This window comes from Prolixibacteraceae bacterium, from assembly GCA_019856515.1.
Lineage (GTDB): Bacteria > Bacteroidota > Bacteroidia > Bacteroidales > Prolixibacteraceae > Halosquirtibacter > Halosquirtibacter xylanolyticus.
Map to the genome: position 1 here is coordinate 883439 of CP082230.1, position 26451 is coordinate 909889.

12 protein-coding genes are annotated in these 26451 nt (G+C 35.4%); 3 read left to right on the top strand and 9 right to left on the bottom strand.

Translation table 11 applies throughout. The features are described from left to right. Positions 1–504: 504 nt before the first annotated feature. The 8 genes from K5X82_03100 to K5X82_03135 form a co-directional block, all read right to left on the bottom strand. The gene (locus K5X82_03100) at positions 505–1293 is read right to left on the bottom strand and encodes a formate/nitrite transporter family protein (protein QZT37895.1); all 789 of its coding nucleotides are present in this window, start codon (positions 1291–1293) and stop codon (positions 505–507) included. 813 nt (positions 1294–2106) lie between these two features. Continuing rightward, positions 2107–4443, bottom strand: a complete 2337-nt coding sequence (locus K5X82_03105; GenBank protein QZT37896.1) for a glycoside hydrolase family 3 C-terminal domain-containing protein — start codon at positions 4441–4443, stop codon at positions 2107–2109. A 199-nt stretch (positions 4444–4642) separates the two neighbouring features. Further along, positions 4643–5803 carry an endo-1,4-beta-xylanase gene (locus tag K5X82_03110; protein QZT37897.1) on the bottom strand — a complete coding sequence of 387 codons (1161 nt, stop codon included), beginning with the start codon at positions 5801–5803 and terminating at the stop codon, positions 4643–4645. A 36-nt stretch (positions 5804–5839) separates the two neighbouring features. Continuing rightward, on the bottom strand, positions 5840–7399 hold the full coding sequence (locus tag K5X82_03115) for a sulfatase (GenBank protein QZT37898.1): 1560 nt from the start codon (positions 7397–7399) through the stop codon (positions 5840–5842). A 109-nt stretch (positions 7400–7508) separates the two neighbouring features. Beyond that, positions 7509–9002 carry a sulfatase gene (locus tag K5X82_03120; GenBank protein ID QZT37899.1) on the bottom strand — a complete coding sequence of 498 codons (1494 nt, stop codon included), beginning with the start codon at positions 9000–9002 and terminating at the stop codon, positions 7509–7511. Positions 9003–9089: 87 nt separating this feature from the next. Next, positions 9090–10547 carry a sulfatase gene (locus tag K5X82_03125; protein QZT37900.1) on the bottom strand — a complete coding sequence of 486 codons (1458 nt, stop codon included), beginning with the start codon at positions 10545–10547 and terminating at the stop codon, positions 9090–9092. A 35-nt stretch (positions 10548–10582) separates the two neighbouring features. Continuing rightward, on the bottom strand, positions 10583–12124 hold the full coding sequence (locus tag K5X82_03130; protein QZT37901.1) for a RagB/SusD family nutrient uptake outer membrane protein: 1542 nt from the start codon (positions 12122–12124) through the stop codon (positions 10583–10585). 11 nt (positions 12125–12135) lie between these two features. Next, a complete protein-coding gene (locus tag K5X82_03135; protein ID QZT37902.1) occupies positions 12136–15297 on the bottom strand; it encodes a TonB-dependent receptor in 3162 nt (1053 codons plus the stop codon). A 516-nt stretch (positions 15298–15813) separates the two neighbouring features. Here K5X82_03135 and K5X82_03140 point away from each other — a divergent pair. The 3 genes from K5X82_03140 to K5X82_03150 all read left to right on the top strand — a co-directional run bounded on the left by K5X82_03140 (position 15814) and on the right by K5X82_03150 (position 24191). Beyond that, positions 15814–19644 (top strand): response regulator, encoded by a 3831-nt coding sequence (locus K5X82_03140; protein QZT37903.1) that lies wholly within the window; start codon positions 15814–15816, stop codon positions 19642–19644. Positions 19645–20491: 847 nt separating this feature from the next. Then, positions 20492–22747, top strand: coding sequence for a family 20 glycosylhydrolase (locus K5X82_03145; GenBank protein ID QZT37904.1), 2256 nt, complete (start codon positions 20492–20494; stop codon positions 22745–22747). Between the two features lie 220 nt (positions 22748–22967). Beyond that, entirely contained in the window at positions 22968–24191 is a 1224-nt protein-coding gene (locus tag K5X82_03150) for a cysteine desulfurase (protein ID QZT37905.1), read from the top strand. 114 nt (positions 24192–24305) lie between these two features. On the opposite strand, the gene K5X82_03155 is transcribed toward K5X82_03150, so the two are convergent. Continuing rightward, positions 24306–26210 carry a leucine-rich repeat domain-containing protein gene (locus K5X82_03155; protein QZT37906.1) on the bottom strand — a complete coding sequence of 635 codons (1905 nt, stop codon included), beginning with the start codon at positions 26208–26210 and terminating at the stop codon, positions 24306–24308. Positions 26211–26451 lie beyond the last annotated feature (241 nt).

Below are 26451 nucleotides of genomic sequence, written 5' to 3' on the forward strand. Positions count from 1 at the left end.
TGGTGAAGTAGGTATTATCTTAGGAATACAATCGTATATTATAAAACAATCATTTCTTTCCATGGTGGCAAAAGAAAATTCGGTCACAACGATTAAAGATAACATCGAGAATATAATTTAGGCCGATAAAAGGATATAACTTTTTAAAATATTAATAATTTGCTAAATGATCATTAGGAACTTATAACGAGTGACTTAATGACATTCGTCGTAAATAAGATCGAATAAAAAAAATTCAATACGAACGAATAAAAGGCTACAGAACTATCAGCATATTAAGCATATGATTTCATCCAGCATAATCGGCACAAAAAGAGGAGTCTACTCACATCTAATTTGAATATAACTTCACTTATTTCTTTCACCATGACAAATACACTATCGTTACCTTATCGGAGACATAGATATTAAAAACAGATTCTTTATGTTCCATCATTATGTTCTAGATAATCTCCAAGCACTTTCTAATCTCCTAATGAAAGTGCTTGGTAAGATCTTAAGGCATCATGATTTATTACGGAATAGATAGCCATAAAGCGTTCCAACAAAAAACAATCCACCAACAATATTACCTAAAGTTGCAGGTATAAGGTTATGGAAGATAAAATCACTCCATGAGATATCAGCACCATGGAAGATCGCTAATGGTATGAAATACATATTTGCAATACTATGTTCAAAACCAATCGTTACAAATGCCATAACAGGCCACCATATTCCAAGTATTTTCCCAGAAGCACTTTTAGAAGCCATTCCTAACCACATTGCAAGACAAACCAACCAATTTGCTCCAATGCCTTTCAAGAAAGTCTTATAAAACGGATTTGAAGTCTTTCCTATTGCAATACTATTCACCATATCTAACCAAGGTTTATGAGCCACAACATCGGTGAGATAGGTAATAAAATAGGCAACAAAAAGCGAACCTATAAAATTACCGATATATACCCACATCCAATTCCGAAACATATCAGACACAGGCTGCTTTCCGTCTATAATATTAGGCATGAAATAAGCTGTGTTACCTGTAAACAACTCTGCTCCTGCGATGACGACCATAATTAGTCCCACAGGGAATGTTGCTCCCAATAGAAGTTTTTGAATTCCAATATATGACTCGCTTAAGCCAGGAGTTCCGCCTGCTACTATAATTGCTAAAAGGCTACCAAAAGCGATATAAGCACCTGCAAGGAAGCTTAAAATAAGTGTTTTCTTTGAACCATACTTCGCTTTCTTGAGCGCAGTTTTTCTTACGACATCTACGATCTCGTCTGGTGAATACATTCCCCCCATAAATAGTTGTTAATAGTTTTTTATCACGTTATTCGTTATTATCCTCCTTCTTCCATGAAATGGAATATACTCTAGACATCACGATTCTAATCGATACAAAAGTATCTTAAATCAAATATCACACAAGCATTACCTCAAGCACATACTTCCCAATATGGGGCACAAAAATATTTATTTATATTAAATATGAATAAAAATATCTTTCTAAATAATCAATTATTTTCATTCATAAGATTTAGATCATCAATCATAAGCTATTTTTTAAACCTAAGGGAGAAAAATTCGAAAAAGAGCGTATTAATCTATTCGCTGATGGTGATAAATAAAAACACAAGAACTATTTTATTCGTTGATATTCTTAGCCAAGCGATTCAAGAATACTTATATACGAAGACGTCGTATTATCACTATTAAATTAGGATAGAGGGGGCTCAAATAGTAATAATTCTTATGAGGCCGATCTTAAATTGATCTGACTCCTTCGGAAGAGAGATACTGCATATTCTAGTTGATACATTTTTTGTAATCATATACCGTTAATTATACCAATACAATATTGAGATAAAATTCAAAACAATGAGATCATTGAACTTAATACGACAGGCATTTTTCAATATGCTCAAATATAGATCTCAGAACATATATGCATTCATCTATCAGAGACCATACGAAATCTACAGAATTAAATGTATAAGAAAAACGAAAGCCCCTATCTACATTCAGTAATAGAGGCTTTTAATTATCACAAAATATATTTTTTAAATTAGTTCTGTCTCAGGATAATGCAACAATTATACCTAGACAAGGAATAATCTAATCTTTTGTTACATAAAACAAAGCACTTTTCAAATCCGTTCTTCTTGACGAACTTCCCACCATTCCTATGAAAGTACCCGATTCAATAGTCTCAACAAGATCTTTACCTAAAAACCCCAACATATGTGGCATCACTTTAAACGATACGACCTTTGATTCTTTAGGATCCAATGAAATACGTTTAAAATCTTTTAATTCCTTAACTGGACGTGTAACAGAACTAAATTCATCACGCAAATAAAATTGTACGATCTCATCTCCTTTTACATCTCCGACATTCGTAACCTCGACTGATATCTGGACTGATTCATCAGATCTAATAGTATCTTTCGAAACTCGCACGTTGTCATACTTAAATTTCGAATAACTTAATCCATAACCAAATGAAAAGAGATTATCACTACGACTTGTTACATATTTATGAAAATATTGAGATGGTTTCGCGTTGTAAATAGACAACTGGTGTCCAACACTACGTGGAATTGTTATAGGCAATTTTCCTGAAGGATTCACCTCACCGAAGATTATCTGTGCAACAGCTTTTCCACCCATAGAACCAGGTTCCCAAGATTCAATAATAGCAGGAATATTTTCAGCAATCCATTCGGTTGCCAATGGACGACCATTAACAAAGACAACGAGAGTAGGAACCCCTGTACTATTAATCATTTTGATCAACTTCTGTTGTTCTCCGACCAAGTTTAATTCTGAACGAGCAGCATTCTCACCACAAGTTTTTTCTTGCCATTTCCACCTAAATGAATTTTCTCCAACCACCACAATAGCAAGATCCGATTTCTGAGCCTTTCTCTTTGCCTCTAACAGCTTAGAAGGTACTATTTTTCTCACATCTTCTCCTACATTCAAATAAGTTATCTCACAACCTTTTGCGACCTCCCTTATGCCCTCTAGAATGGTCACCACATTCTTTTTTGGTTGTTTCCATACCCAATCACCAAGAATCGTCTCATTATTGGAATTAGGTCCTGTAACCAATATTTTTTTATACTTCAGTTTATTAATAGGAAGGAGATTGTCTTTATTCTTTAGCAGTACAATAGATTTTTGTGCTGCTTCCAAGGCAGTAGCCTGATGTAGTCGATTAAACAGCACCCCTGTTGTCTCTGTTGTCTCTGTTGTCCCTGTTGTATTAACAAAGGGATTCTCAAACAGTCCTAGTTTAAACTTTGCTTCAAGTATTCGTCTAATGCTTTGGTCAATACGATGTACTGAAATACGCCCCTCTTTCACTAAAGCCTCAACAGGTTTTAAGAATCCTGGACCATGCATGTGCATATCCATTCCTGCATCGATGGTTTGAAAACAAGCTTCTTTTTGATTGGGAGCCACAAAATGACGTGTAACAAGACGTTCAATATCCATCCAATCACTAACAAAGAACCCTTTAAATCCAAGCTCTTCTCTTAAGATGTCATTCATCATCCATTTGTCGGCATGACAAGCAACGCCATTTAATTCATTATGAGCAGTCATAATAGAGAACACTCCTGCTTCCACAGCTGCCTTATATGGTGGCAAAAATATCTCACGAATTGTTCGTTCGGATAAATCTGTTGGGGCCCCATTTATTCCATTGACAGACTGACTACCGGCAATTAAATGTTTTGCACAAGCCACCACATTAAAATGGCCATTCTTCTCACTGTGTTGTAACCCTTGAATCATGGCAACACCCATTTTGGATACAAGTAATGGGTCCTCTCCAAATGTTTCTCCTACCCTTCCCCATCTTGCATCTCTAGCCACATCAATATTTGGAGTAAATGTCCATGTTGCACCAGTAGCTCTCATCTCTTTTGCAGTTTCTACGGATACCTTCCTAACTAAGTCAGGGGCCCAAGTACTTGCTAAACCAATGGGAGTAGGATAAATGGTTGCACCTTCAACAAGTCCTGTACCATGAATTGCGTCAATACCAATGAGCAGTGGTATTTTAAGTCTGCTTTTTTGTGCCAGTGCTTGTAGATGATTCACTTCATTGACATCTACCACATGAAGAAAAGATCCAATCAACCCTTTTGTGATCATCTCTTCCACATCACTTGAATGAAGTTCAGGATAGAATCCATGAGCATCACTTTCCTCCATCTGTTCTTTGGTCAAATTTTGCTCTGCTTTTTTCATATGCTCGAGACCAACATATTGACACATTTGAGCTATTTTCTCTTCTAAGGTCATCCTTGACAACAAATCCTCCACTCGTTTATTTACAGAAAAAGATTCATCTAAATAGATTGGTTTCATTGGTGTCTTTTTCTCTTTGCAAGCAATTAGACTTAATGACAGGGTCAAGATAAATAATAACTTATACATTGATTTACGTGTTTTTTATTTTCATATATCTTTATCAAACGAAGCACTCTCTTGAATATCTCGAAGATCACATCCATCTACTAAGACTAAAAAATGATCTCTCTGAGAATTCTATTTTCAAATCGGTATTACTCTCGTAATACTCCACTTGTCACCCCTAAAATAGTGAGGGGGTTACATCGCAATAGATTCGATCAAACTAAATATTACGTAATACTTTTCGCATTCGATAATATGCTGGTTTCGGTGTAAAATTATCAAAGAAAGGTGTACCATCGAACGTCTCTTTAGCAGTCTCTCCTTTTCTCATATGCCAAAAATTGATTCTTACAGGTCCATTCTTAGATTCGTTAGAAACCACTTTAACCACTTTAGCAAAAGTATTGGCTTGATCTTGATAACTATACGTTTTATTCTTCAGCCACACATTAAATTCAGTGATATGAAATTCCAAACCATTGGTATGACACCAGCGAATAACCTCTTGTAGATGAGAAATATTATCTTGACTTTTCTCCCAACCACAGTCGATATGTGCTTGCCACCCTATCCCATCAACACGAAAACCTCTCGTTCTTAAAAAAAGTACGAGTTTTTTCATTCGATTCCATACAGGACGTTCAAAAGCTCCATGTTGATTAATAATTAACTTTACATGATTCGGACACTTTTGGGTAGCAATCTCAAAGGATTCGATCACATAGTTAGGAACTTTTAATGATGAGGATTGATCAAACCCCATCTTAACCCATGGATTCTCCCACTTGTCAACACCACTTTTATCCATAAACCAATCTCCTGTATTAGCATCGATGGTTTCATTGACAACATCATACCATCTCACACAAGGTTCATTCATATACCTAGCAATCAATGTATCCATATATTCTTGCATCATTACTCGCATCTCTCCCCCCGTTCGATTATCTATTCGAACCCACTTAGAACATTGAGGGCTAATAGGAGCATGTAACCGAATGACTTTATTGTATTTTTTACATTCGTTGATCCAAAAATCACTCTTATCAAAACGATAGACTCCTGGTTTAGAATGCATATAACTCTGTTTAAAATCATTTCCTGGTGTGATATAATCAAAATTGGCATATAGCTCCTTTCTATTGGAATCGGTCATAAAACGTTCATGATAGGCTGAACCAATAATAAGATCTAAGAAATTCGACTTTTGTTTGACAACATATGGTAAACTTCCTGGATTATCTTCGGCAAGTACGATTGAACTCTTTGCGGATGGAGATAAAGCAGATCGCTTTACGGGTGATTCTTCGGCATACAAAGCGACATGACCAATGATCATGACCAACAACAATTGGATTTGGAGCTGAATTTTTTTCTTCATAAAGCTTTAGTTTTTAGTTTCCTTATAAATGATTCGTTATTCTTCTCTTTCAGATATCTGTTCAAAATAGTTAAAACAGTAAGTCTCAAGTCTCTTTCGCACTACATCATACGATGGATCATCAACCACATTGATTGTCTCAAGAGGATCCACATCATAATCATACAACTCTTCCGTATAGATTAGGTCTCTAGAATAATTTTCTGGATGGTGTGCCATTTTGTTGAACCATACCACGAGTCTATAACGATCGGTTCTAAAAGCATAACCTTCTCTTTTACCTCTACCATATTGACTTACGGCACAATCTAACACGCGTCGATTTAAATTGTCCATTGCTGGTTTCAAACTTACCCCTTCAATAAATGACGGTTTTGAGATTCCTGCAAGATCACATACTGTGGGAAAGACAGATAGGAATTCGGTAGGGTACTGATAAATCCCTGTCTTCCTTGATGAATCTGAAATAATCAACGGACTACGAGTAGCTTGTTCAAAATTGCTATGTTTACACCACAATCCATGATCTCCAAGATGCCATCCATGATCACCCCAGAGAACAATAATTGTATTTTTATTTAATCCCAAAGAGTCAATCGTATCTAATAATTTTCCGATTTGTTCATCAACATATGAGATAGAAGCATAATAACCATGAATAAGCTCTTTTTGCTTATCGATATCAAAGATGTTTTGTTTGATGTCTGAGAAAGTTTCTAATCTTGGAATGTCTGAATACGAATGTATCTCACCAGAAGTATGATAGGATAGTTTAGGTCCTCTCTTTGCATACTTTTGATATTGTGCAACAGGAATTTTTTCTCTTTGGTACAAATCCCAATATTTCTTCGGTGCAACAAAAGGCAGATGTGGTCGCTTGAAACCAACGGCAACAAAGAATGGTTGCTGTTTCTTGCTAGCCTGTTTAATTCTTTCCACACCTGTTAGTCCAATCACCCCATCAACATATGCATTATCAGGAACGTCAACACACTCAACACTTGGTTTAATATGCTCTTGAATAAATTTATTAATTTGAGCACCTCTTAATCCTTTTTCCTTAGCTATACGCTGATATTTTGCCACCTCCCTTTTAGTCGCTGCAAGCTGGTAATGTCTCAACGCAGGTGCTCCATACTCTTTAGACATAAATTTTTCGTCTCCAAGAAATGAATAAGGTTCACTCCAAGAAATAGCATCATGTTTACGATCGACGCTTCTAGTATCAAAAATTTTACCTGTTCCTGTCACAAAATAACCTTTGCTTTTAAAGTATTGGGGAATGGTTACTGCATTCGGATTCATATCTCTGATCTTCGTTTTTAGATCCCATACTTTAGTATGATTGGGTTTAAGTCCGCACAACAAGCTAGACCTAGAAGGAGCACAAACAGCTTGTTGACAATGATTATTGGTAAAGACAACCCCACGTTTGCCCAAACGATCAATATTAGGTGTTTTAATAAAACTATTTCCATAACATCCAAGAATTGGTTTTAGATCATCGACTGCGATGAAAAGAACATTCTTCTTCTCCTTTGCAAAAAGAGATACTGGGGTAAGAATAAAGGCAACTATTAGATTTCGTATATTCATATATATGTTTTTATTCACTGAGCTGAAACACTCTTATTAGAATTATCTCAGAATCAAACAATAAAACAATCCATGGAGTTCAATAATGGACTCCATGAGTAAGAAGCTATCAATACTGTTTTTTATGTTTGTAATCTCCAAATCGGTATTTCACAGTTCGTTTCAATGGAATCTGCATTCCATCACTATCCTCTAACCAACCATATAGATCGTTTACAAGTTTTTTTACTAACTTCTGGTTTTCAGGCTTATCAATTATATTGTACATTTCATCAGGATCATTCTTGATGTCGTACAATTCATTACGATCCCAAATTCCGTGATATCTAATATATTTGTATCTATCGGTTCGGACTCCAAAAACAGTTGGAGTCATCGGAAAGTCATACTCCCAATAGTACTCATAGAAAATTCTGTTTCTCCATGCTGAGTTCTCATTAGATAAAAGAGGGATAAAAGAGTTTCCTACCATATAGCTAGGTTTGCTTAATCCTGCAAGATCTAAGATGGTTGGTGCAACATCAATATTTTGAATCATTCTTTCATCAACCATCCCACCTGACGTTAACTCAGGACACCTTACCAAAAATGGAACCTTAACTGATTCTTCGTAAAAATGCCGCTTGTCAATCAAACCATGCTCACCCCAACTAAAACCATTATCTCCCATGTAGATCACCATGGTCGACTCATCAAGACCATTTTCCTCCAAAAACTGAAGTACTCTGCCGACGCTCTCGTCAACACCTAGCAATGTCTCACAATATTTCTGGATCATCTCATTCATATCGTGATTTCCATGGTACATATAATCAACACCATGCCAACTAACTCGTTGATTTTTCACCCATTCAGGCCATTTTAAATCTCTATATGCCCCATTCTTTGTTTGGTCGAAAGTGGCAGGTAGTTTAATCTTTTTTCCTTTGTATACTCCACGATGTCGTTTTGCAGGTTGAAAAGATGCATGTACAGCTTTATGAGATAAGTACATGAAAAATGGTTTTTCTTTATCTCTGTTCTCTAGCCAATCAATAGCATGGTCAGTTAAAAGATCGGTCACATAAGTCGAATCTTTATACTGGACATGCTTACCATCAATGTTCAGTTTGGGATTATAATATTTCCCTTGTCCTTTAAAGCTCTCCCAATGGTTAAAACCTGGACGAGGTTGATCATTATGGTCTCCCATATGCCATTTACCAAAGAAAGAGGTCTGATAACCGGCTTGTTGTAAATATTGAGGAAAGAAAACGAGATTGCCTGGGTTCGGAGCCACATTATCCACTATAGTATGACAATGAGAATATTGGCCTGTCAATATCGAAGCACGACTAGGAGAACATAACGAAGTCGTAACAAAGGTATTCCTAAAATACACTCCCTCACTTGCTAGACGATCCATATTAGGGGTCTTCAACCATGGAACCTTTCCTGTAAACCCCATATAATCATAACGATGGTCATCCGTTAGAATAAAAATAACGTTTCTTGCCTGAGTCTTCTTGTCTCTCTCCAGTTTTTGTACCTTCTCGGCATGTATAGCTCCCGCAAATAAGAAGAGTACCAAAGTGATCCATTCTGTATATCGATTGCTTTTCATATTTAAGTTGTTTTTATGTGTGTATTATAATTCTGTTTATCATTGGAGTAAATCCTTCATTATGACCTATCACTATTTATGTTTGCATCACTTCTTTTTCCCCATATAGGCATCTACTTCATTACGCCATACTTTGACTTCAGTTAAAAGCTCTTTCACTTTATCGGGATCTTCTTTAGACAAGTCCGACTCTTCTCCAATATCATTGGTGATATTATATAGTTCAACAATACCCTTATCATACCATTCGATGAGTTTATAATCCCCTTTTCTCACTGCAGTACAAGATTCATCACCTGTAGATTGAGGTCTAGGCACAGGAGAGTGCCAAAAAATAGACCTTTGTGGATTGGGATTTTTTTGTCCCTTTAATGCCCACAGAAAGCTCTGTCCATCTATGCCACGAAGTCCTTTTGTAGACATTCCACTCATCTCCATTAATGTAGGATAAAAGTCATTCCCTATCACAATGGCATCTGAACGATTAACACTCTTATTAATCCTCGGGTCATAAACAATCATTGGTTCTCTAATTCCCCCTTCATATAGATGACCTTTTCCAGCTCTTAGAGGCAAGTTAGATGTTGCAACATGCCTTGGTCGAAAACCTCTATTAGATAAACCTCCATTATCAGAGAAGAAAACGATAATCGTGTTGTCCATTACCTTCTCTTCTTCTAGCTTATTGATAATACGCCCTAAACTTTGATCCATACTATAGATCATTGCTGCATATTTGGGATCATCTTGACGAACTTTCGTTGTACCTGTTCCTTCAGGAATAAATTCAGGACCTTCATAGTGCATTTTTTTTTGTCTCTCTTGAAAACGTTCTATATCTTTTCTTTTTGCCTCTAAAGGTTCATGTACTGCATAGTGTGAAACAAAAGCGAAGAATGGCTCATCTGAATTTTTAAGATGATCATCAAGAAACTTCAATGTCTCTTTCGTAATTCGATCTGTTAAGTACTCTCCATCGTATCCCTCCTCTAATCCTTTAATCGGTGCTTTTTTACCTGTAGCACGTCCTTCATTATAGGGGTGAAAATATGAGATAGGAGATCCGGCATGACCACCAGCAATGTTAATATCAAAACCAACATCCTCAGGAAACGTACCAGAGGTTGCCAGGTGCCATTTACCTGTAAAGAAAGTTTTATACCCTACACTTTTAAACTCTTTTGCAATACATCGATCAGTAGGATTAAGCTTCCCATCATCACCAGCAATAATATTCGACTTTAGTTTCCCCTCTCCTGGACCAGGCATTTGAGCTCTTGCAGGATACCTTCCCGTCATGATGGCATACCTCGACGGAACACATCGTGGATGGGAAGCATAAGCATTTGAAAAAACTACACCTTTATCGGATAAGCGATCAATATTAGGGGTTTCATAAAAATCTGATCCCTGATAACCGACATCTCTCCACCCCATATCATCGACTAAAAAGAAAAGTACATTAGGGCGAGATCGCTTACTCTTACTTTGACATATAAAGCATGAAAATAAAATGATCGTAATCATTAAGTATTTGTTTAACATCGTACCACATTTTTTAATTAATATTATTGATAGAATTAATACCCCAAGTTTTGATCGTCAATCGAGATGTTTGGGTTAGAAGTAATCTCTATCATGGGAATCGGAAACAACATTGTACTTACTCCTTCTGGATATTGAACATCACGTTGTTTCTTGAAGTCATACACCATGGTGTTATTGTGAACATCGATCACATGATTTTTAAAATATTCATATCCTCTTCGTCGGACTACATACCAGTCATTACCCTCTCCTAACAATTCAAAATTATATTCTGCCATAATAGCTTCTCTAAACTGATCCTGTGATAAATCGGACCAGTCCTTAGGATCGACAGATGGGATATCAGAACTGGCTCTTGCTCTAGCAAGCACCTTGTTTACATAGAAGTATGCCCCCTTCGCCCCATGCAATTCATTCTCGATCTCTGCAAGAGTTAATAATAGTTCCGAATAACGATATAATACTAGGTTCATGTTGGTAGCATACCCCATCGATTCAGAATTATTCATGACATATTTGGATAAAAAAGGGTAACTTTTATCTACGTTATTTCGTTTTGTAAAAGAAGGATAGGTCTTCATCAAGGTTGGCTTCTTAACATACTTTATCCACTCAGTAAGAAATGTCTCCTTTAATCTTGGATCAGAAGGGTACTTTTTCGCATGAGCATCATATAGTTCAATATTTGGGATGATACGTCCCCATGTCGACTTTCCTTTGTTTCCCTTTGAGGGTGTATAGAGTTGGTAATGTCGAAGGGTATGCTCATTGTTACCCATAATCTCAAAAATAGACTCTGAAGTAATATTGCTTGTCTCTTCACGCCATAAAGTACGATAGTCATGAACCAACTGATAATGCCCGTATATCGTCATAGCTTCATCATATGCCTTTGTCCAGTAGGGAGTCTCATTAGCTCTTTTATTCCCTGCAAGCGTAACATAAACTTTTGTCAGTAGCATATGTGCCGCATATTTAGATGGCAGACCATCCATCCTCTTCTCTTTTAACATCTTCTTTGCGAGCGTCGCATCACTGATAACTTGATCATATACAAGAGAGACATCACTCATTGGAGAGTTAATATTACTCGAATTGGAAGGAGCTATTCGTAAAGGAATTCTTCCAAATAAACGTACCAGATCAAAATAACAAAAGGATCTAATGAAATAGACTTGTCCATATAAGTCTTTGATCTTAACTTCATCTAAATGACTCTTTTTCAATGTTGCAATAGTCGTATTGCACGATTCAATAGTAGCATATACTCCCGACCAATATTTGTCAACATAATTAAGAGTTGAATATGGTTTCAAGGCACATATGTCTTTTAGATTACTTGCCTTAGATGTTGTAAAGAGACCGGAACCTAAATGGGTTAACATCTGCGCACTAGCACCCATATGATTGTAAGAAGCCATCTTTGCATAACATCCATTCACTAAAGATTGTGCTCCTTCTTCTGTAGATATCAATTTCTCTTCAGAGGCGGTAAATGGCTTTTCATTCAACGAGCATGACATGCCCAATACGAGGAATAAACAAACGATTATTATTCGATATATCTTACACATAATCATATTATTTAGAATGTAACATTTAATCCAACAAGAATACTCTTACTATTAGGAGAACCTGACCAATCGACCCCCATAATACCACCATTAAACATGAAGCTCGTAACTTCTGGATCATAACCACTATAATTGGTTACCGTCAAGAGGTTACTACCTGTAACGTATAAGTTGACATTATCTAACCCAAATTTATTTCTAATAATATCATAACTACATGTAACATTTGATAGCCTTAAAAAACTCCCATCTTCAACAATCCGATCAGTAAAATATTGACTCAAACGATATCCAATTCTTGGAGAAGTGTTATTGGGGGTATTTTCCCGCCACGCATTAGCATAACTCGTTTCAGTAATATTCTTTCCATTGCCCGTCGGATATGAAGTTGAAAGAGAAACACCATTCGCAATATCGACTCCATATACTCCATTCAACAATGCTGATAACCTAAACCTTTTATACGAAAGGTTTATATTCATTCCATAGAAGAGATCTGGATTTGGGTTACCAATAAAAGTCATATCCTTATTGTTAATGACACCATCTTTATTCTGATCTATAAAACAGACATCACCTGCTTGATTATCTTGACCTCGAAATGCTGCTGCATTATCTGCAGCTGTTTGACTTTGAAAAATGCCATCTGTTTGATAACCCCAAAACATCCCGATAGGTTGTCCTTCCATAAAGATATTAGCAGGACACTTAAACTCTAATCCAGTAGAGACATTTGTTCCATAATAAAAAATTTCGCTCCTTGATTCTCCATTAATATAAACTTCCGAGGGAGACAACCCAAGTGCTCTAATCTTATTCTTGTTAAATGAGATATTGGCACCAATCGAAAGAGAAATATCATCTTTTCGTATAGGTTGTACATCAAGAGACAACTCCACACCCTTATTTTCAATCTCACCCCTATTAACAAGCATTCTACGATAACCATTGGATGCTCCGATCTCAATACTTTGAAGAAGGTCACTTGTCGTTTTGTAATAAACATCAGCAACTAAACTCACACGCTGATCAAAAAAAGAGATATCAAGACCCGTATTGTATTGGGAAGAGACCTCCCATGTAAGATCACTATTTTTTATATTGGTAGGAACTGATCCAATAATGAAGTTGTCACTTGCATCTGCAGCATATACCGTTGCATAATTCTTAAATGTACTGTATGGCCCAATTGCCTGATTACCGGTCTTTCCCCAACCAGCTCGAAACTTAAGATTATCGATCCATTTCACCGATTTGATTATCGGTTCTTCTCCTATTCGCCAAGCAAATGCCCCTGCAGGAAAATAACCATATTTATTGCCTTTCGAAAACTTAGAAGAGCCATCAGCACGTATACTACCAGTGAAAATATATTTGTCTTTTAACGTAAAATTTAATCGAGCCAATAACGACAATATTGATTGCTTACTTTTATATAGACTATAAGGCCTTGAGATCAATCGTCCGACCTGTGGAGAGTCTATACCTAAGAATGTAAATGGAAAATCTTTGGTCTCATAAATGGAAGAGGTTGAATTCGATTCATCATAGGTGAAAGCGATAGTAGATGCAAGCCTATTTCCATTCTCAAAATTGCGATTATACATCAATAAATTATCTAAACTATATGAATATCGCAAAAGAGTTGAAGTGGCCAAGACCCCATTGTCTATTTTACCCTTAAAAACACCACGATCCCAAAATCGGCTACGCTGTTTATTACGATAATCTAACCCGACTTGTGTTTTATATGTTAATCCAGTCAATAATCGGATACTCACGGATGTATATCCATTAACACGCGTTTCAGACGTTTCATCTTGATAATCTATCAACCAAGTATATGGACTTGAAACTTCTAATTCTTGGTCTATACCAAGCTCTTGATCACTCTCTATTGGAGAGTATGTAAGGACTTGTTTTGGAAAGCTTCTAGGCCCCCCAGCCTTACTACCAGCTTGAGAAAAAGAACCTTTCTGATATATCCCTGAGAAACGGGTATCTAATTTCACCGACGACGAAAGGTTGTTGGTTAAATTCAAACGAAAGTCTCCTTTCTGTAAATTTGATGTCTCAATAAACCCTTGTTGATCAGTATATCCTCCTGAAATATAATATTGAGTCTTATTACTAGTCCCGCTAACCGATACTCCTTCTATATGTGTAATTCCCATCTGGTATATTTCATCTTGCCAATCAATGGCACGGGTCGAAGACATTACATTACTTGGGGCGCCTGCATCAGGATCTTCTATATGATTTAATATATAGATATTATCTTGGTCCATTTCATATTTTTGTTCTCCGCCAACTTGTAATTGAAACTCATTAATATATTTTGCATATCCAAATGCGTCTAGCATATCAATCTTATTCGACATTTGTGAAAAGCAAATACTACCATACACATTAACTTTTGCTTCTCCTCTCACTCCTTTCTTGGTCGTAATTAATATGACTCCATTGGCACCTCTAGACCCATATATTGCAGTAGCTGAAGCATCCTTTAACAATTCAATACTTTCAATATCTCGAGGGTTTAAACCCGTCAACCCATTTTGTGCACTTTGTATCTCATTAGCATCAGAAGAAGGATCTCTAACATCCTCAGCTGCGGAGTTTATAATCACTCCATCGATCACATATAAAGGCTCATTGTTACCCCTTAAGCTATTCGTCCCTCGAACTCTCACACTTACTGCTGATCCAGGTGTTCCGGAATTAGAGGTTACCTGGACTCCACTTGAACGCCCTTGAAGTAATGCATCAACAGAGGTATACTGCCGTGCCTCATTGTCTGAAGTTTTTACTTTTGAAACCGAGCCTGTAACATCTCTTTTTTGAAGGACACCATATCCAACCACCACCACATCAGACAAAGATTGTAGTGTAGACTCTAACTGTACTTCAACCTCTGTTCGGAATCGAACCTGAACCTCCTTGGCTTTATAGCCGACATAAGAAAATACCAGAGTTGATTCTCTATCTGGAACCTCTAGTTGAAACCGACCATTTATGTCAGTAACCGTTCCAACTTTAGTCCCTTTAAGAAGGACATTAACCCCAGGTAAGGTTACTTCCTCCTTATCCCTGACAACACCTTTTATATCTATTTGAGAGAAACTCAAAAAGCTGTGAAGAGAAATAATACATAAGATAATGATCTTCTTCATGGGTACATTTAGTTTATTGGATTTGTAGCAATTTCAACTTGAAATGAAGATTAATACTCTTCACTTTAACTTCTAATTGGCAATAACACAAATGACGACTTTTGCTCTCAATAAAGGGTCTAATTAGAGTTCTTTGAATTCTAATTTAAGTTCATAATATATAAACAGATGTTCCATTCTGTCCACCATTGCAGACATACACCCCTACACTTCAATCAATTACAAATAAAAACACATTCAAACAACACACTTATCGACAATCAACTATTTTATTATTCCATGATCTTAACTATATTTAACTGAGAGTTGCAAACAATCGTTTGAACATGATTGCATAGATGAGGGACAGTGCAAAAACTTCAAAATATCATCATCAAACGATTCTCTTTTTTCACCGATAAGACCCATTAACATTAAATGAGACATACCACTTACACCTTATCTAAATTATTCCTCATAACCATTTTGATGCTATGTCATTTTTGGAGCAATGGGATACCGTTTAAACATATCACAATGGATGAAGGACTTGGTTCTAATTATGTGTTTAAAGTGGTGCAAGATACCAACGAACTTATATGGTTAGGAACAAAAAATGGTATTGAAAGATACGATGGAAACCACTTCAAGTACTACTACCTTGAGCCAAACAGAGAACGAATTAACGATCTATGCATTGACATGAATGAAAACATCTGGGTGGGAAGTAATCAAGGTCTTTATCTTTACGATAGTAAAAAGGATCGGTTTATAAAAATAGAGAATAAACGACTGGATAATTCTCCTCCTCATCTCATTTACCCTCACTCAAAACAGATTCTAGTCTTAATTACTTCAAAAAAAATTATTCTTTATAACATACACACCCATAAGATACAACGTGTCATAGAGAAACAATTTGAGGTCCATTCTATCACCTCGTATAATAAACACCAGATTCTTTTGGCGACAGACAAAGGAGTATACCAAATGGATATAAAGAATAATATAGATCTGTTGATGCCCTTAGATTCATGCAAACAGATCAAGAATACAATCTGTAGTTATATTTTTAAAGATAATAATGGTAGAATATGGATTGCATCAGTTGAAAAAGGCATTTATTCCTATGACCTCCGACAACAAAAGCTTACTTCTCATCCTAACATAAACAATAAAATTGCCCCATCCTCTTGGGTTCGTAAAATAATACAACAATCTACAGGTGATCTTCTAATTGGTGTAGATGGTTCAGGAGTCATAGCTTTAGACACTCTTGGAAATGTAAAAGACCAATACACACATAATGAAGATATCCCTATGTCTATTAATAATAATGGGATTTATGACTTGATGGAAGATAAACAAAAACGACTATGGATTACAACTTATGGAGGTGGAATTAATCTATATGATTTGAATCAGAACCCATTTCAAATTATCAAGCATCAAATTCGAGAGAAAAATTCATTAGCCAATAATACTGCAAAATCAATATTTGAAGATAACATTGGGCAACTATGGTTTGGAACAAAAAAAGGGATTAGTATATATCAACCTTGTTCTAAAAAGTGGATTCATCTAAATCATAAGAATAGACCTCTTCACATAAGTAACAACGAAATACTTTCCATCACCCAAATATCTAAAGATAAAGTATGGATTGGAAGTTACGGAGGAGGCATAACAGAAATTAACATTCATACTTTTTCAACACGAACCCCCATAACGTCAAAGACATTAAAGAAGAATCGAGCGACACAATATATTTTCTGCATACATAAAGACCTAGAACAAAATGTATGGATTGGATCTATCAGAGGAATGCTTATTTGTTACTCTCTAAAAAATCAATGTATTAAAACATTTCCGATAAACAGCATCAAAAACATCTATCAAAACGATAGAAAACAACTATTTCTTGCTAGTGGAAATGGATTCTACACTCTCAATCTGACCACAAACGACATTAACCATTATACATACAAACCGAACAACCACAAACAGCCAAATAGTCCAGCCCTAAGCTTTTATCAAGCAAGTAAAAACAAAATATTTATAGGAACAGATGGTGGTGGATTAAATATATTCGATCCTGAATTACAAACATTTAAATACTTAACAAAGAAAGATGGACTACCATCTCTAAAAATACAATGTATTATTCCAGAAGACAGTAATAAACTATGGTTAAGCACAACAAAAGGAATTACCTGCTATAATCAAAGAGAAGAGACCTTCACAAATTACGACACCTCTGATGGACTTATATCTGATGCATTCAATGAAAGGGCTGCATATAAGCTTAATAATAACGAAATAATATTTGGAGGAAATAAAGGATTTATAAAATTCAAACCATCGCACTTGAAACAGAATAGAAGGGATATAAACCTTATTTTTACGAACCTTCGCATCGACAACGAAATATGTCAAAGAGATCAAAAGCATAGTCCTCTTAAACACAATATCAATACGACAAAAGAGATCACACTTGCACCCAACCAAAACACATTCTCTCTTGAGTTTGCAGGTATTAATTTCACAAACCCAACAAATACATCCTACTCATGGATGTTAAAGGGCTATGACAAACATTGGCACAAAAGGACAACGACAAATATAGCATCCTATACAAAAGTACCTCCTGGCATTTACTCTCTACTTGTAAAAACTTCCAATATTGATCACCAATGGAATAGTCAAACCAAAACAATGATCATTAATATTTTACCTTATTGGTGGCAAACCAAAATAGCATATGCGCTATATACAGTTCTATTACTATTTTTAATTGCAATCATAATCAATTACTATCGAATCAAAATTCATGAAAAGAGTAATCAAGAAAAGATACTCTTCTTCACAAATATTGCCCATGATATTAAAACACCTCTAACCTTAATTAAAGCTCCGATTACTGCTCTATCTAAAAAAAATAATATAACAGACGACGAGAAATTACTTCTTGATCTATCTCTAAAAAACACCAATAAACTGATCTCATTGTTCAAACAACTTCTAGACTTCCAAAAAGTAACAACTTTTCAAGAACCACTCTCGGTCTCACACTATAATATCCTTGAACATATTGAACAGATATCCCAATTCTTCAATCCAATCATCGTAGAAAAAGGAGTTGATTTCCAGATTTCACACCCAAAACAGCAATTATATATATGGTATGATCGAAATAAAATGGAACAAGTCTTCTCCAACCTCTTATCCAATGCATTTAAATACTCACATACAAATGGTAAGGTCGTTTTAGAAATCTCAGAAGAGAACAACTGGTCCACCATTCGTTTAAAGGATTATGGAATAGGTATCCCAAAAAAACAGCAGAAATATATTTTTACGAGATATTACAGGGCATCCAATGCGATTAACTCAAACATTTCAGGAAGTGGTATCGGTCTCATGCTCGTAAAAAAAATTATTAACACTCATCATGGAATCATCTCCTTTCAAAGCACCATCAACCAAGGGTCCACTTTTACCATCAAACTTCCTAAAGGGAATAAACACTTTAATGGTTCCTCTATCTTTCATGACCAAAACATAGAACTCTCTTCATTTCAATCTACGAGTAAGAAGATAAGAGATACTCTTCCATCTCAAAAGCTCCTTATTGTTGAAGATAGCAAAGAGATACAGGTATTATTAACAAGTACTCTAAACGAATCTTACGATATCGATATTGCTAATGATGGACTTGAAGCGTTACAATATATAAAAGAGGAAGAGCCAGATCTAATAATATCAGATGTGATGATGCCCAACATGAATGGAATCGAGTTATGTTCTAAATTAAAGGGAAGTATCGAAACATGTCATATCCCTATAATTATTCTCACAGCACTCACATCAAACGAAGATGAAATTGAAAGTTATAAATGTGGAGCAGACAGCTATATCGAAAAACCATTTGATATCCAGATCCTTAAATCAAAAATATCCAATCTAATCACGTCTCATCAGAAACTAAAAGAGAAATTCTCCTCTCTCAATCATAAGCTTAAAGACATAAAACAAAACAATGAACTAGACCAAATCTTTATGGACAAATGCAGTTCAATAATCCATAAACATTTAGATAACCCATCTTTTTCTGTTGAAATATTATGCAAAGAGATATACATGAGTAGACCAGTACTATATCGAAAAGTTAAAGCATTAACCAAATATTCACCACAAGATTTCATTAAACGAATTCGTCTAAACAAGGCTGCAGATCTTCTCTGTAATAGCCCACTGTCTATATCAGAAATTGCAGATCAAACAGGCTTCTCTAGCCCCAAATACTTTAGTACTGCATTTAGGAATGTCTACAAAAAGACACCATCAGACTATCGTAACAATCATTGATTAATTTAATTTTGAGTTATTGTATAATCTCTCGAAAGTTCATTTCCAAATTAAATATTAGGACCCATCCTCAAAACACATAGATCTAAATGCCAACAATAAACCATAAAAGTAAATTCCAATGGATTATATCATGACCACTTATTCCATTATGTATTCTAAAAAAAAAAGAAGTTTACAACCTCTATCAAGTCATTGGATTTAGAGACAAACTTCATCTAAACGTGATATAATCAATGATCCAATTCATTTTCTCTATCCATAGTCCTTCTTTGAAAATCTATCGACTTTCTTCTCTTTCATATGTAATACTCATATCTAAAACTAGATTATTTACAACTCGGTTTAACAACAGAATAACTTAGATCGTCTTCATCTTATTCTACAGATTAAATATCCTTTATCTGTTATTCTTCAACAGATCTGCGCATGTATCATATCAACATCGACAAATGCAAAAATCGACACACCACATTTTAAGGAGCATTATAAAGAACTGATATCTCTCACAAATGACATAATTTATAAAGATCCCAGCAAGTTTGTGATCTAATAATAAGTATTAAAACACTATTCTATCCCACCACAACACATCAAATCACATTAATTAACAAAAAACACAAACACAACAGAACACGGAATTCTATTAATAAGTTGAAAACCATCATCTAATCCCAAACAGTTTAAACACTTCTCAAATCAGAACAATCTTAAACTAATAAACAAATAGTTACAATCAAACCCAAGCCCAATAACACATTATCATAATTTTAAATAACACAATAAATAGAACTGTTTAATTTAATATATTGCACTCTTAATTAACACTCATTAACCACCATGTAATATGACGAAAAAATTTAAAAAGCACTCTATTTTTTTCATATGTATATTCATAGTAGCAATCCCCTTGCTTATATGTTGTCAAAGACAAGATCAAAATCAGATTAACTCTATCCTACCTCAAACTTCATACCAAGAAGTACATTCAGAAACTGTAATTATCCCCGATACAATTACAGTCTCTAGTAATAGTGCACTATTTATGAGTGGTATAAAGATGGGGACCTCCATCATAAAGAATCACACAGGAAATACCTGTAAAAAGGTTAAAAAAGATGGTTTCATTAAGATCATTCGCCAAACCAAGAAGGCCATAAATAAAGAAGGATACGAACTATCAGTTAAACAAGAGGGAATAGTAATCAAAGCAAAGGACAATGCAGGTGTTCTTTATGCAATACAAACGTTAACACAACTCATAAACAAATCCGAGAATAAACTATCGATGACTGAGTGTTATATCAAAGACGATCCTCAATATGCCTTCAGAGGTTTTGAGTTAGATGTATGCTCCCATATATATAGTATTGATGATCTTAAAAGACTTATTGAGGTCATGTCTCATTTTAAGATGAATCGTCTCATCCTAACTTTAGGAGATCCGCATGGATGGAGAATCGAAATAAAAAAACGTCCAAAGCTAACGGAAATATGCTCAATGAGAGATCATATCGGCTTTAAACAGAATCAAAAACACCATATGAACAAAGATAATGGTAAACCATATGGAGGCTTTTATACCCAAAATAAAATGCACAACCTGGTTCGTTATGCACACCAGATGAATATCCAAATTATCCCTAAATTTACCACCTCAAGACAACTATGTGCACTCCGAAGAGCATATCCTGAAATAACATGTAAAGGAACTCACAATCATATCTGTAAAACGTCCCCTGAGGCTTTGGTATTTTGGGATGATGTTTTCAGTGAAATGACTAATATTTTTCGTAATCCATATATTTCTATTGATAATAGTGAAAGAAGGTTTTCAACCGAAGGGCTGTGTAAAAGATGTATTAATGCATGCGATAACTCAAGAAAACCCTACGATCAAGTAGCATTTCAATACATGAGAGAACTTGAAAAAATTGCGAACAAATATCAAAGACAAATAATTGGAGGGAATCACCTATATAAATACTCTCTGAATCAAAACTCTATTGCACAATTAAAACATGGAATAGAGGAAGCACATCATATTTGCGACAATGGAAATAGAATCATATATAGTCCAAGAAGCTATGTTTTCTCTAAAAATGAGAGTCATGACACCCTAAGTACCACACGAATTGGAATTCTTTCATTGGAAGATGTATATAACTTCAACCCTTTTATCAATAATGATGATAGAGGTAATGATGATAGAGGTAATGATATATTAGGGATTTCTGCAATCCTTCCAACCCAAAATTCACCATCATTCAAGTATGCTTCCATTCGCACTTTTCCTCGCTTGCTAGCTATTGCGGAGCGTGGTTGGAGCGGATATAATAACAATAATTGGGAGTCTTTTAACAAACGAGTACAAATTGCGAATAACTATCTTAGACAAAAAGACTTTATTGTTGGATATCCATCACAAGATATTCGTCTGAAAACCACCAAATCTTCTGAAGGAGAACTCCTTTTAACTATGTACAATGAATCGAACACTCCAATATGGTATACAACCAATGGAGAGAATCCCACAAGTGAATCAACACGTTACACACAACCAATCAAAATAAAAGACTCTATCAACATCCACTGTATCACCAAAGACAAAAGAGGCATTCCAACTCCAGTAAAATCTAAGAATATTATTAATCACAAGGCTATTCATTCCAAAATAACATATAAACACAACTATTCAATGGATCGTCCAAACTGCTTTCAATCGGCACTTATTGATGGCGTATGTAGAAACTTCCAATCTATCGAACTTGACGATTTTGACTTCGTCATTGACTTAGGAGAAATTCAAGATATCAACGAAATAAGAACGACATGGGATGCCAAACCAAAGAAAGGAGAAGTTATTCCTGCTTTTGTAAGATATGAAGTCTCAAATGATGGAGCAACATTCAGAAATATCTATCAAGTACACTTTGATCTAGAGACACAAAAAAAGGAGAGAAAAACAGTGAAATGTATCCCGTCAAACACATCCGCTAGATACATACACGTGATAGGAAAAAATAGACGACAAGCTACATACAACACAAAAAAGAACCTTGAATACACTTGGCTTCGCCTAGATGAAGTAATTGTCAATTAACACCAAGTGTAATCTCAAATAGATCTACACATTCATTACACAAAAACACTGTGATTGGACGAGGCAATAAAGCAACCTCGTCCTACAGAGATATTTTTCAACACAGGTTAAAACAAAATCGAATATAAAAACAAAAATCCTATAAATATATAATAGTTACGGGTATTGTGCTACAGCTATTTTTTCGCTTTTAGTAACTGTAGTACAATGTCCATAACAGATGAGCAAACAGAATAATAAAGGAAGACAAGTCGATCTATATCATAAACCAATGGTTTTTTTTACATTTGTAATTACGTGTAAATTAAAACCAATCTTCAGTAATATGAGCCAATATATCTATCTCGACTATGCTGCTTCAACACCTATTGACCCTAAAATATTAGAGCAATTAAATACATCGATGACAGAGATGTATGCCAACCCTTCTAATACAGAAAGTCTCAAATCAAATAACCTCGCAGATCAAACATCAGAAGCTGCGACACAAATATTAAAAGCATTCAATACCCCGCTTAATGATTTAATTTTCACTAGTGGTGCCACCGAATCAATTAACACCATTCTAAAAGGACTATACAACCACCCAAGTAACACCAAATCAAAAATCATCACTGCACAGACAGAGCATAGTGCGGTATTCGAAGTGTGTAAAGAGTTAGAGAGCTATGGCCTAGAGATCATCACTCTAAAAAACAACAGACAAGGAGAAGTTGATCTACAAGAACTAAAAGAGCAGATAGACACAAACACACTTGCTGTAGTACTTATGGGGGTAAACAATGAGACGGGTCTCATTCACCCTCTTGAACAAATTGCAGATTTAGCCCATCAAAAAGACGCTCTATTTATTTGTGACACCACACAAACAGTGGGAAAAATAGAGACAAATTACCAACTATTCGATGCCTTTACCATTTCTGCGCATAAAATATATGGTCCCAAAGGTATTGGAGCACTAGTATTCAATAAGAAACTAAAAATAGCCCCACTCATTCATGGTGGAGGGCAACAAAATCATTTAAGAGCTGGCACACTTCCTACTCCATTGATTTTAGCATTAGAACAAGCCATTACCTTAGCTCAAGATCATGTCAAAGAACGAAACCAACATGTGTCCCATATCCAAATACATTTCGAAACAGAGCTACAAAAAATAGCCGACATACAAGTTATTGCCAATCATGCCAACCGTTCTCCTTACATATCTAATATTAGATTTCTACATATTGACTTTGAAGCCCTAAGACTTGCTCTAAGGCCATATGTTGCATTCTCCTCTGGCTCCGCTTGCAAAGCGAAAGTAATAGATACATCAAGAGTGATTAAAGCCTTAAATCTTGACAATACCTCTCCAGTACATAACCTACGATTTAGCTTCAGTCATCTCACAACAATAAATGATATTGATAAAGTAATATCACAAATCAAGGCAATCATTTAACGAACCATACCACCACAAAAGACAACTACATTAAAATAGAAACGGGAATCGGTTATAAACCGATTCCCGTTTTCATCTTAGAACGATAAATATTTAGTATCGCCCTCAAAGAAATCAATAGACTAATTTTAATAAAGCAATCTCTTTACGCTTCGAATAGAGACGAACCAAATAGATCCCAGTTTTTTGAGATGGTAGAGTAACTACTGTCGTCTTTATACTCTGAGAATAAACCTTTATCCCTGAAATATTAAAACACTCTAAACTTGCCCATTTCATTTCAGTGTTATCAATCACATAAGTACCATTTATCGAACGAACTGAAGCTGTCACATCACGATCTGAAACTGCCGTTGAAATAACAACCTTCTCAATATTTTGAAACTGTCCCCAATAAACATCCGAAACATAAGCATCATAACTATCTGCAGGAACATGCAGTGTTGCATGCTGAAAAGCTTCTTCATCAAATACAATAATCTTACGATTTTTAGGCTTAGACCACTTTGAATCTGCCATACGCAAGACACGAGGTGGGACTTCACTTTTAACATATAACTCACTCAAATTAGAACTCACGCCATTAAAAGCATCTTCTCCTACTTCCTCAAGAGTTGAAGGAAGATAAACTTTATTCAACATTCGTCTCTCATCAACATCAATATTATCCCCCCAAGAAAAAGCATCAAAAGCAATCGTTGTCACCCCTTCAGGTAGTGTCATTTTTTTCTTATGAACTCGACTACCACTAAAAGCAGCCATTCCAATGTTAATTAAGGAAGAAGGTAAGTCCACTCCTTTAACGATCTTTTTACAATCACTAAAAGCATAATCTCCAACCGATTCAAGGGATGATCCTTTAATCTCAACTGAAAGAAGTCCACTACAACGATAAAAACCTGAGTTACCAATTATTTTCACAGTGGATGGGATAGTTAAAGTACCATCAAAGCCACTACATGAATTAAATGCACCAAACTTAATTTCATCAACACCTTCAGGTATCGACAAATCTCCCTTAAATCCCAAACACCCGAAGAAACTATTTCCCTCAATTTTCTTCAAGCTAGCAGACAATTGCAATTTTGGACCTAAACTTCGACAACCTTTGAACGCCTTATAACCAACAGATAAAACCTCATCCTTCAGTATTAAATCTCCTGTAAGGAGACTACAATTTAAAAAAGTTCTTTCCCCTATCGTTGTAATATTCAATGGCAACTGTAACTGACCATTCAAACTTTCACACATCGAAAATGCACCACCACCTAAATCGGTAACATGACGCAAATCTAATCCTCCAGTTATCTTCGAACAATTCGAAAAGGCATAATCACCAATAGTTTTACAACTTAATGGAATCGATAGAACACCTATTAGTTTGGAACAATTTGAAAAGGCACTCTGCCCAATAGCCTCTATTCGAGAATGAATAATCCATTCAATACGTGCATTAAATCTAGAACAACCACTAAAACAACAAAATGGAATTACAGTCACTTCCTCAGGTAAATCACTCTCTAGATACTCTAACTTATCACATGATTCAAAGCACATATCCCCCAGTTTTTTCAAACTACTTGGAAAGTCTATTTCACTAATAGAACTACCTGAAAAAGCTTTTTTACCAAAATATTCAATCTTATCATTCATATATACTTCAAATCGAGCATGCTTGCAGAATTGAAACGCACTGGGTCCAATCTCTTTCAAATAAGGCGCATTCAAAGTAGAGACCTTTTCAATATTATTATTTACACTTTTGTAGTTTTGATCAAATAATCCAGCCAAGACATTTCCATCATGACACAATGATATCACATGATGTCCATCGATATCTTCCGGGATCTCAAGTTCAACATCCGTACCTTTATAGAGGTCTAGACTAGCACCTTCAACGCCATCAATTTCCACCAAATGATACTCCCACTCACCTGATGTTACTCGTACGATCTTATTCGCTGACCACCCAATCCACGAACAAAACATCATAATCACTAATAATACTTCTCTTTTCATAAACAATTTTTCTTTCTTAACTTAAACGCAATAGACCTATCGCAGTACAATACATTAGTAGTTCTATTTTAATGTTTATTACACTCCTTACAATCTTTCAACAAAGAAAACTATTCATAAACATCATGCTACAAAAATTCACTTTATAGACGATGATACAGCAAAAGCAACACCTCCATATTTACACCTTACAATCAACACCTTAACCACAACATCAACTCATTATATTTCAACAACAGTA